Below are 9,774 nucleotides of genomic sequence, written 5' to 3' on the forward strand. Positions count from 1 at the left end.
AGCGCTGATCTCTTCGATCGATTTGTATGTCGGGACGCCCTGGATCGTTTCGTGGGCAGTGTTGATCGGGTACAACCGTCCCTTGTAGCCCGAATTGAGAATGTTCTTGAACAGGACATTGCCAACCGAATTCTCACGGTCGGAAGCGCCGATGACGGCAACGGATTTGGGTTCAAAGAGGGTGGTGAGGTAGTGATGTTCTAGCATGAGGATTTTCGTCTCTTGTTCGAGAAACGCCATACAGGTTGATGTTGCGGTGCAACAATTTTACCATAGATGGTCTGGCAAGTCGCTAGTGACAAGACCACCATTCCCTCATCTGGGGCCTGAAAAAGTCATGACCGTCAGGCGACAGGTGGTGCCGAATCGCGGTCGGCGAGTACGCTGTCGATGCGGAGGCCGGAATGCAGGATACGATACATTGGGCATTTATTGGCAATCGCCAGCAGTTTGCTGCGCTGATCGCGTGTCAGATCGCCGGTAAGCGTGATGATGCGCGAAATTTGATCAATCTTGCCCTGTCCTTCGACCTCAATCCGGTCGTGCATCAGTTCGACGCGGACGCCGGTGAGTGGCAAGTGCTTGTGTTCGGCGTACATGCGCAGGGTGATCGAGGTACAGGCGCCAAGACTGGCGAGCAGCAAATCAAAGGGCGATGGGCCAGCGTCGTTGCCGCCCATGGTGACGGGCTCATCGGCGAGCAAGGTATGCCGGCCGGTGCGCACCGTCTGCTGGTAGGGTCCCAGACCGTTGTCACTGACGACGACCGGGTGACTGTCTTTATCCTTGGCCATCTGCTTGCCTTTCGATCACGTGAAACATGATAAGGGAAGGAAGCTTTGCCATGACAGTTTCTTTTGATCAGGCCTACCGTAGAGGCACTACGGCGCGGGTCGTGTCGATATGGATCAGGGCGTCGAAGCGCTTTGCTGGCGACGAGTGCCAGTAGTGCTTCTCGCGTTCCGCATCGGGCAGGTAGGTGACGCCGATGTCCCGGTCGAGCCGCTGGTGATCGAGCGAGTCGATCAGATCGGCATTGTCGCGAAAAACAAGCACGAATGCCGGTAAGCCGACGGCGTGCAGCAGATGGCTCCAACTTCCTTCGATCATGGGTTTCAGACGCTTGACCCGGTCCGGCGTCCCCCAGCCGGTCGCGGCACGAACATTGCCGCTGGAAGTGGTGATGCCTACCAGGTAAACTGCCTGGTCACCCATCTGTTCACGCATCAGTTGGCCGATCGACAGTTCACCCGCCAGCACCTGATCGGTCGCACGGGCGTCCCCCTGATGGGTGTTATGTGCCCAGACGACGATCTTGCCGTGTCGTTCGAGAAGTATCTGCAGCGACTCGGCGAGAAAGCGCTCGCGCAGATTCCAGGACTCGCGAGCGCCGAGTGCATACAGTGTCCGGTAGTAGGCTTCAGCTCCGGCGATCGCGCGCGCGCTCATCAGCGCGGCAAACGCGGCCGGTGCCGGATCGGGTCCGGCCAGTTTGCGCATTTTCGTGAGGCGGGATTGCACCGGTCTTTCGCAGGAAGGCATGGCTCCGTTGGCCACGTCGCGGCCATAGAGGTGTGGATCTAGCGGCGGCCGGAGGTATGGAGCGAAGCACCGGTAGTCGCGTCTGGCCCGCCTGGCGGCCGGCGGATCGTATGCCTCAAGGTAGCGCACGACCTGGATGATCGCTTCCGGGACACCATACAGATCCATTCCGTATACCGAGATGGCCGGACTGGCGGGCGGCGCACGCTCGTTCAATTCCTTGAGATGTTCGAGAAAACCGGCGAACTGTTCATTTCGCCACACCCAGCGCGGGAAATGCTGAAACACGCGCAAGGCGGTTGTCGCATCCGCTGCGCGCAGCCTCCCCTGGACGAAATCGTCGAGTTGTGTTGCCGGCGCCCAGCCAGCTTCAAGGACCAACGCCCGGAAGCCTTTCTCATTGATCAGTCGTTGCGTGATGCGGGCACGTTCGTCGTAGAACTCGGCGCTGCCGTGTGTCGATTCGCCCAACAGGACGATGCTCGCATCGCCGATCGAAGCGAGCAGTCGGTCGTAGTCGCCGACGCTGTGGGTGATGGCACGAGCGTTGTCGCGCATCCTGGCAACCACTGTCGATGCGGGCGGCTGCGCATTCTCGTCCGCCAGGAGTCCCTGGCAAGCGAGCAGCAACAGAACCCGGATAACTGGCCACCGCCAGCGGGTCAGCGGCGTCGGACGGAAAAACATCCTCGGACCAACTGGAGTGTTTCAGGCGATTCGCAGTTCTGCCAGCGAAGCGAGCGCGTGCTCGTTACCGATATCCGGCGTAATGATCAACTCCAGCACCGTCACTCCGGAGAGATCGACTCGATGTTCCCCGGTCTGAGTCACTGAACCTTCCGGGCTGAAATTCCACTGTTGGCGAACGATTTCGCGGAACGATTGCCCGGCATCGCCAGACCAGCGCAGCAGATACTCCTGCGTACGCTGTACGGCGGTCTCGACAAAGCGGACGCGGATGCGACGAAGCTGCTGCGGTTGTGCGAAGAGCAGGCGGATGGTCTGCTGGCCGGGAACGGCGGCACGCCAGCCGCTGCCTGCCTCGGCCAGAAGTGCCGATTCGATCGGATGCCTGGCGTCCTCCGAACTGATTTCGACCTCTGCCAGTTCTTCAAGCCTGAGCCAGTCCGCCGGCGCTGTGTTCTGCCGGTTTTTGTCTTCAATCAGGCGCTTGCGCATGGGGTGGGTCCCTCCGTCAACATACCTTGGTTGGAACTGCTGGAAGGGCTACAGCGCGTTCATGCTTCGCCAAGCTGGGCGGCAATTTCACCTTCGGCCTGCGCCCAGTAATCGGTATCGCGGCCGCGGAAACCATCCTTCTCGGCAATGAAGTACGCCGCCGACTGAACCATGCGATAGCGGTCCTCGGGGCTTGGCCTGGCCGGCATGGCGGCGGGCGTCGCGCACTCGGTGGGCGCAGACTGGAGAATCTCGATGTCGGCAGCCACGGGGGCGACGGCCGGTTTCGCTGTGGTCTTCTTCTCCGGGGCAGGCGCTGCGGTGGCAGCAGCAGTGGTCGCCGGTTTCTTTACCGTCGCCGCCCTGGTCGCCGGCGTTTTCACGGCGGTACTGGTCGTTGCCGTCGTGCTTGTCGTCTTGGTGGCGGCGGGGGCTCTCTTGGTCGTGCTCTTTGCTTCAGTCATGATCATTCCTTGCTGTTGAGGTCGGTGGAGTGGGGTGAATGGGGGGCTGCAGGCGCGAATCAACCGTTCATGGGTACTCTCGCAGGATAGAAAAATACCGCTTCGCGGTCAAGGCGAATCGAGAAATCCGGCCTTCCGGCCTTCCGGCCTGGTGATGATCCGCTTGCAATGGCCGGTCTCCTTGGCAGAAGCAGCCGTCAGACCGTCTTCTGCGGCGGCATGAAGAAATCCCGGGGTTGTCGGCGCAGATGTGAGAGGATCGATCGCGCCAGGTTCTTCCACTGCGGATCAGAGACCTGTCGCGAGCGCAGGGCGATATTGAGTGCCAGCACGAAGCTGACCGTGAGATTCATGAAACCGATCGCGGCAACGCCAAGCATCGCCCAGGCGAGCAACCACAGATCCGGGGCAAGATCGAGGCCGACAAAAGCAATGCCAATGAATGCCGAAGAGAAGGAGACATGGCGGATGTCGATCGGCAGCCCGACCAGCAGGCCGAAGAAGGTCGTTCCTCCGAGCAGAAAACCGAACAGCAGATTGCCGGCGAGCGCACCAAGGTTGTCGCCGATGTAGGCCGCAACACGGCGCATGCGCGCTGCGCCGAACAGGCGCTGCGGCCAGCCGAGTTGCAGGATACGTTCGGGGATGCGGTTGTAGGCCGCGTAGTTGTCGTAATAGCCACTGATCAGTCCGGAGATGAACAGGCAGACGCCGGCGATGGCGGCGTAGAACACGGCCGCGCTGTGCACCAGGCTCTGCTCTTCGAGCAGATGCAGCGATTTCTCGGGGCTGATGAAGTGCTCGCCGCTGCTGCTGAAGATGACGAAGGCAAGCAACCCGGCGAGCGGGATGGCAATGCCGACGTTGCCCAGAATGGCGATGATCTGGCTGCGGCAGGTGCGTGCGATGAGGTCGGTCAGGGCCTCGATGTCACGCAACTTGTCGCTGCTGTGACTGAGGCTTGCGGCAATCGCATTGGCGGTCATTGCCGGTTGTTTGGTGGCGACCGTGCCATGCAGGATGTGGATCAGGCAGAAACCAAGCCCGTAGTTGAGGCAGAAGGCGAGCGCGCCGGTCAGGGGTGGCAAGGCCGCCTTGGCGAGCAGGATTTTCAGGCAGGCCATGCCGGCGATGATCACCCCGCCGATCATTGCCGAACGTGCCATCGACCAGTACTCCGCGCGCGTTTCGGTAATGTAGTGTTCGCCATGATGACTGGCGTTGTCGGTCACCCGCAAGGCAATCAGTTCGGTGTTCTGCCGCCAGTGTCTGCCGAGATCGTTGCGCTGGCATTCGTCGTTCACCAGGCGGATGAACAGGCTGACGATCGGAGGATGGGCCGATGCCTGGACCCCCTTGCTGTGCAGGCCGGCGAGAATGTCGAGCAGATGCTCACTGCGCCGCAACAGTTGCCGCAGGCGCTGTAGTTGATAGGTCAGGCGGATGCTGGTTCCATTGCGGGCTGCATTTCTGCGCACCCGTTCGATCACCTCCTGGCATTGACTGAACAAAACGCGCAGGTGCCGATCGTCGCAGTCTTCGCTTGGGGGTTTGCCCCAGTTTTCCGGATAGGCCTCGATATAGACGGCCATCTCCAGATTCTGTGCGACGAAGGGCGATTCGTGGGTCACCAGTGACGGTTCCAGCCGCAACAGTTCCGGTTCCATGCCACAGGCGGCAATCCCGTACGACAGCACGCGCAGCGAGCGGAGCAGTTCGAGTAGCGAGTGTGGAAAGGTCTCGCTGGCCGGCTCCTCGTCGAAACGAATGGCTTCGATCAGTCGCAGCCAGGCGTCTTCGCCGACGCCGGCCACCCAGTGCCGGTCACTCGGCCGGTCGAAGGCCCGACGCAGGACGCTGCGCAGCAAACCGGGGTCGAGCACCTCGGGCAGAAGCTTGTGGCCGATGCGGCGAAAACCTTCGGGAGCGAATCCGGTATTCGGCAGGATGCCGGTGGTGGTGTACAGCTCGATGTGCCGATGCGTTCTCAACAGCGTGTTGAAGGCAGCCCTCAAAGCCGATCGTAACTCGGGGTGGATGCCGAGAAGGTAACAGAGGGCTTGCAGATTTCGTCTGGCGGTCTCGAAGTCGTGCGCCTTCACAGGTCGGATTTCATCGACCAGGAGGGCGAGCAAGGAAGTCAGATCAGCATCCGGGAGGAGGAGGCGGTTGAGGAGTTGTTCCATGGCGCAGGCGCTTTCGCAAAGCGGGAGCGGGCAGGCATGGCAGAAGTCGTGCAGGAAGCCGCGCCGTTCGATCGCCGTCGATTACAATTGCTCAATCTTAGCATGTGCCGGGAATCCTCCCTGACTGGAACCAGCAGATGATCATCGTCCTTTCTCCCGCCAAGAGTCTCGATTTCCAGACGCCGTCGGCGGTCGCCGAGCATAGCCAGCCACGCTTTCTCGACGACTCGCAAGAGCTGATCGACCAGTTGCGTACGCTGTCGCCGGCGCAGCTCGCCAGCCTGATGAAGATCAGCGATCCACTGGCGGTGCTCAACGTCACCCGCTACGCCGAGTGGGCGCGGCCGTTCACGCTCGACAATGCCAAACAGGCGGTCCTGGCTTTCAATGGCGATGTCTACGACGGGCTCGACGCACCATCGCTGGCACCCGATGAGCTGCAGTTCGCGCAGCGTTACCTGCGCATCCTCTCCGGTCTCTACGGACTGCTGCGCCCGCTCGACCTGATGCAACCGTATCGGCTGGAAATGGGGACCCGCCTGGCCAATCGACGCGGCAGGGACCTCTACGCCTTCTGGGGCGAGCGCATCACCGACGCGATCAATGCCGCGCTGCACGATGCGCGCGCAAAAGTCCTGGTCAATCTTGCCTCGGAGGAATACTTCAAGGCGATCCGGCCGAAGCGGCTCTCGGTGCCGGTGATTCGACCGGTCTTCGAAGACTGGAGCGGTGGCAGGTTCCGGGTCGTCAGTTTCTACGCCAAGCGGGCACGCGGTTTGATGGCGCGTTATGCAATCGTCAATCGCCTGACGACGGCGGCCAGCCTGCAGGAGTTTACCGGCGAGGGTTACGTCTATATGCATGCGGAAGAATCCGCGAGCGACAGCGCCTGGGTGTTTCGGCGTCGCCTGGTGGCCTGACTTCGTTCGGCAAGCGTTTCAAGTCGCCCCGCTTGCGCGTGGCACATCAACCTGGGGAGAGAATGGATCATGGCCGTTGCGCCCGAAACCGCCATCATGGCGCTGTATTGTGACTTCGAGAACGTTGCCCTTGGCGTTCGCGATGCCAAGTACGACAAGTTCGACATCAAGCCGGTCCTGGAGCGCTTGTTGCTCAAGGGCAGTATCGTCGTCAAGAAGGCTTACTGTGACTGGGAACGCTACAAGGGTTTCAAGTCCACCATGCACGAGGCCAGCTTCGAGCTGATCGAGATCCCGCACCTGCGCCAATCGGGCAAGAATTCAGCCGACATCCGGCTGGTCGTCGATGCACTGGATCTGTGCTACACCAAGTCACATGTCGATACCTTCGTGATCATCAGCGGTGATTCGGACTTTTCGCCACTGGTTTCGAAGTTGCGGGAAAACGCCAAGTACGTGATCGGCGTCGGTGTCAAGCAGTCGACCTCGGATCTGCTGATCGGCAACTGCGACGAGTTCATCTTCTATGACGACCTCGTGCGCGAGATGCAGCGTTCGGCGCGACGGGATTCGAGGGAGGCGCAGCCGGTGGTCAGGCGTTCGCCGGAAGAGGATGCGCAACGCAGGCAGGAACTCGAGGGACGCCGCAGCAAGGCCATCGAGCTGGCCGTTGCCACCTTTGATGCACTGGTTGCCGAGCGTGGCGACAGCAGCAAGATCTGGGCGTCGATGCTCAAGGAAGCGATCAAGCGGCGCAAGCCCGATTTCAGCGAGTCGTATTATGGCTTCCGGGCGTTCGGCAACCTGCTTGAGGAGGCCCAGGCACGCGGCCTGCTCGAGATCGGTCGCGATGAAAAATCGGGGACTTACGTGTTTCGCAGCAACGGGATGGTGGCTCGACCCGAAGCCCTCACCGAGGTCGTCGCCGAGCCACTGCCAGTCGTGCCGCCGCCGAGCGAACCGATTGAACCCGAGGCGGCCACGACCGAAGAAACAAGCGAGCCGGCGGCTGCGCGTCGCAAGAGCGAAAGCCGGCGCAAGGCGACCGAGAAAGGAACCAAACGGGTCCGGCAGCCACGGGCGGCCAAACCGGAAGAGGTGCCGATCGACGCCGTCGAGACAGGGTCGACGGAATGTGTTGTGCCCCCCGAAGTGGCACCAGCGGAGCGGGTTGAGTCCGTTCAGGAAGTCGCGGCAGCGCCAGCCGGCGAAAAGGTGCCAGTACCTGCCGAGGCTGGCCAGGCAGGCATTCCCGTGGCCGAGAAGGGGCTTGTCGAGGAGGTGACCGCCGCCGTGCCGGCCGCTGATGACGCGCAAGACCATGCAGTCAAGAAGCCGGCCACGCGCAGTCGCCGCCCGCGCAAACCGAAAGTGCTGCCGGAAACGGCTTGATCCGTCGGTCGCGGTCGCGCCGTTACCGGCCAAGTCGTGTCAGCGACGCACCATAAAAAAGCCGCGACAGATGTCGCGGCTTTTCGGTGCCGGCCTGACACTCAGGCGGCGGCCTGTGTCGGGATTGCACCGGCGATACGCACAATCCGGTTCTGCGTATCGACGTAGATCAGTTGCGGAGCATACTTCGCGAGTTCGATTTCGGTATACATCGCGAAGCTGGCAATGATCAGGATGTCACCCGGCGCAGCGCGGCGTGCGGCTGAACCATTGACCGAGATGACGCCGGAGCCGCGCTCGGCGCGTAGCGCATAGGTGGTGAAGCGCTCGCCGTTGTTTACGTTCCAGATGTCGATCTGCTCGTACTCACGGATGTTCGAGGCATCGAGAAGGTCTTCGTCGATCGCGCATGACCCTTCGTAGTGAAGCTCGGCGTGGGTCGCGCTGACGCGGTGCAGCTTCGACTTCAGCATGGTTCTCTGCATGGATTTTCACCGGTTGAGAGTTGTTCGGGGAAGCGAATTGTAGCGGCTAATGGCGACCTGTCAATGGCCATTCGCCAGCGTGATTTCGACGTTGTCGATCAGTCGCGCAGCACCCAGGCGGCTGGCTGCAAGCACCACCAGTGCCCGCTCGTCGGAGTCTTGCGGGAGCTGCAGGTCGGACTGTCGGCGCACGGCCACATAGTCCGTTTTCCAGCCATTCTGATCGAGCTCGCCGGACGCTTCTCGCTCGAGTTTGACGAAATCGCGTTCGCCGGCATGCACCGCCGCAGAGAGACGCATCAGGAGGCGATGCAGGCGCGGTGCCTCGGCACGTTCACCGACCGACAGGTAAGCGTTACGCGAAGAAAGTGCCAGGCCGTCTTCGGCCCGCACGGTCTCGCCGCCGACGATTGTGATCGGCAAGGCGAGCTGCTGCGTCATGTGGCGCAGAACCATCAGTTGCTGGTAATCCTTCTTGCCGAACAGTGCCACTTGCGGCTGGACAATGTTGAACAGCTTGAGGACCACTGTGGCGACACCACGGAAATGGCCGGGACGGAATGCTCCGTCGAGTTGATGCTGGATCGCAGGCGGCTCGACATGGTACTGCTGTGGCTCGGGGTAGAGCACCGCCTCGCTCGGTGCGAACAGCATCTCGACACCGGCTGCAGCGAGCTTCTCGCAGTCGGCCTGCAAGGTGCGCGGATAGCGGTCGAAGTCGTCGTTTGGCCCGAACTGCAGGCGATTGACGAAAATGCTGGCGACCACACAATCGCCGTGGCGGCGCGCGTCGTTCATCAGCGCAATGTGCCCGGCGTGCAGGTTGCCCATGGTCGGGACAAAGGCGATACGGCCACGCGCTTGCAGCGCTGCGCGCAGTTCTGGGATCGACGTGTGAATCTGCATGGTGTTTGCTGAACCTCTTTCAAACTGGAAGGACAGGCCGACTGGCGCCTGGCTGTGCGGGTTCCGTATTGTGGATCGACACTCTTCTCCCGGCTCAGTAACAGTGTTCAGGACCCGGAAACGAGCCTTCCTTGACGGCGGCAACGTAGGCCGCGATCGCCGCCGCGATCGATGGCTGGCCAGCCATGAAGTTCCGGACGAAGCGGGCCTTTCTGCCTGCCGAGATGTCGAGCATGTCGTGCAGGACGAGGACCTGGCCGGAGCATTCCCGGCTGGCGCCGATCCCGATCGTCGGAATCGTGAGCTGGCCGGTGGCTGCGGCCGCCAGTGCTTGCGGGATGGCTTCGAGGACGATCAGGCTGGCGCCGGCTTCCTGCTGCGCGAGCGCGTCGGCAAGCAGCCGGGCAGCACCGGAATCATCGCGGCCCTGAACCCGGTAGCCGCCGAGCTGGTGCACCGATTGCGGTGTCAGGCCAACGTGCGCACAGACCGGGATGCCGCGCGTGCAGAGGAAGCGGGTCGTCTCGGCCATGTCCACGCCGCCTTCTATTTTTACCATCTGCGCGCCGGCAGCCATCAGCGCCACGGCATTGCGCAGTGCCTGTCGTGGGCTTTCCTGAAAGCTGCCGAACGGCATGTCGGCGATCACCAATGGTCGCCGGCTGCCTCGTGCGACGCTGGCGGTGTGGGAGGCGATGTC

General features: G+C 61.8%; 11 protein-coding genes. 2 read left to right on the forward strand and 9 right to left on the reverse strand.

The window, feature by feature from the left end:
• The 6 genes from CAPSK01_RS21430 to CAPSK01_RS02115 all read right to left on the reverse strand — a co-directional run.
• The coding region (locus CAPSK01_RS21430; protein WP_273702908.1) for a CoA-binding protein at positions 1-207 on the reverse strand (207 nt) is incomplete at its 3' end.
• Between the two features lie 137 nt (positions 208-344).
• Positions 345-794 carry an OsmC family protein gene (locus tag CAPSK01_RS02095; protein ID WP_034921778.1) on the reverse strand — a complete coding sequence of 150 codons (450 nt, stop codon included), beginning with the start codon at positions 792-794 and terminating at the stop codon, positions 345-347.
• 73 nt (positions 795-867) lie between these two features.
• Complete coding sequence (locus tag CAPSK01_RS02100) at positions 868-2,229, reverse strand: erythromycin esterase family protein (protein ID WP_273702909.1); 1,362 nt, start codon at positions 2,227-2,229, stop codon at positions 868-870.
• A gap of 21 nt (positions 2,230-2,250) precedes the next feature.
• Entirely contained in the window at positions 2,251-2,721 is a 471-nt protein-coding gene (locus CAPSK01_RS02105; RefSeq protein WP_034921782.1) for a carbohydrate-binding protein, read from the reverse strand.
• A 59-nt stretch (positions 2,722-2,780) separates the two neighbouring features.
• Positions 2,781-3,185 carry a DUF2934 domain-containing protein gene (locus CAPSK01_RS02110; protein ID WP_273702910.1) on the reverse strand — a complete coding sequence of 135 codons (405 nt, stop codon included), beginning with the start codon at positions 3,183-3,185 and terminating at the stop codon, positions 2,781-2,783.
• Between the two features lie 197 nt (positions 3,186-3,382).
• Positions 3,383-5,371: a site-specific recombinase gene (locus tag CAPSK01_RS02115; protein ID WP_034921787.1), complete on the reverse strand. Its 1,989-nt coding sequence runs from the start codon at positions 5,369-5,371 to the stop codon at positions 3,383-3,385.
• Positions 5,372-5,508: 137 nt separating this feature from the next.
• On the opposite strand from CAPSK01_RS02115, the gene yaaA reads away from it, so the two are divergent.
• Both yaaA and CAPSK01_RS02125 read left to right on the forward strand, forming a co-directional pair.
• Positions 5,509-6,291, forward strand: coding sequence for a peroxide stress protein YaaA (gene yaaA / locus CAPSK01_RS02120; RefSeq protein WP_034921792.1), 783 nt, complete (start codon positions 5,509-5,511; stop codon positions 6,289-6,291).
• A gap of 69 nt (positions 6,292-6,360) precedes the next feature.
• Positions 6,361-7,683 (forward strand): NYN domain-containing protein, encoded by a 1,323-nt coding sequence (locus tag CAPSK01_RS02125; RefSeq protein WP_034921797.1) that lies wholly within the window; start codon positions 6,361-6,363, stop codon positions 7,681-7,683.
• Between the two features lie 101 nt (positions 7,684-7,784).
• Here CAPSK01_RS02125 and panD read toward each other — a convergent pair whose 3' ends face one another.
• The 3 genes from panD to panB form a co-directional block, all read right to left on the reverse strand.
• Complete coding sequence (gene panD / locus CAPSK01_RS02130) at positions 7,785-8,168, reverse strand: aspartate 1-decarboxylase (protein WP_034921800.1); 384 nt, start codon at positions 8,166-8,168, stop codon at positions 7,785-7,787.
• Between the two features lie 60 nt (positions 8,169-8,228).
• Complete coding sequence (panC, locus tag CAPSK01_RS02135) at positions 8,229-9,074, reverse strand: pantoate--beta-alanine ligase (protein WP_034921803.1); 846 nt, start codon at positions 9,072-9,074, stop codon at positions 8,229-8,231.
• A gap of 94 nt (positions 9,075-9,168) precedes the next feature.
• Positions 9,169-9,774 (reverse strand): 3-methyl-2-oxobutanoate hydroxymethyltransferase (gene panB, locus CAPSK01_RS02140; RefSeq protein ID WP_273702911.1); only part of this gene is annotated, 606 nt, incomplete at its 5' end.

Source organism: Candidatus Accumulibacter vicinus, from assembly GCF_000584955.1.
Classification (GTDB): Bacteria; Pseudomonadota; Gammaproteobacteria; order Burkholderiales; family Rhodocyclaceae; genus Accumulibacter; species Accumulibacter vicinus.

What these genes read in the sequence shown, in the direction of transcription:
- panD (WP_034921800.1), bottom strand. Translation starts at nt 8,168, where the DNA reads ATGCAGAGAACCATGCTGAAGTCGAAGCTGCACCGCGTCAGCGCGACC.
- panC (WP_034921803.1), bottom strand. Translation starts at nt 9,074, where the DNA reads ATGCAGATTCACACGTCGATCCCAGAACTGCGCGCAGCGCTGCAAGCG.
- CAPSK01_RS02105 (WP_034921782.1), bottom strand. Translation starts at nt 2,721, where the DNA reads ATGCGCAAGCGCCTGATTGAAGACAAAAACCGGCAGAACACAGCGCCG.
- CAPSK01_RS02110 (WP_273702910.1), bottom strand. Translation starts at nt 3,185, where the DNA reads ATGACTGAAGCAAAGAGCACGACCAAGAGAGCCCCCGCCGCCACCAAG.
- yaaA (WP_034921792.1), top strand. Translation starts at nt 5,509, where the DNA reads ATGATCATCGTCCTTTCTCCCGCCAAGAGTCTCGATTTCCAGACGCCG.
- CAPSK01_RS02125 (WP_034921797.1), top strand. Translation starts at nt 6,361, where the DNA reads ATGGCCGTTGCGCCCGAAACCGCCATCATGGCGCTGTATTGTGACTTC.
- CAPSK01_RS02115 (WP_034921787.1), bottom strand. Translation starts at nt 5,371, where the DNA reads ATGGAACAACTCCTCAACCGCCTCCTCCTCCCGGATGCTGATCTGACT.
- CAPSK01_RS02100 (WP_273702909.1), bottom strand. Translation starts at nt 2,229, where the DNA reads ATGTTTTTCCGTCCGACGCCGCTGACCCGCTGGCGGTGGCCAGTTATC.
- CAPSK01_RS02095 (WP_034921778.1), bottom strand. Translation starts at nt 794, where the DNA reads ATGGCCAAGGATAAAGACAGTCACCCGGTCGTCGTCAGTGACAACGGT.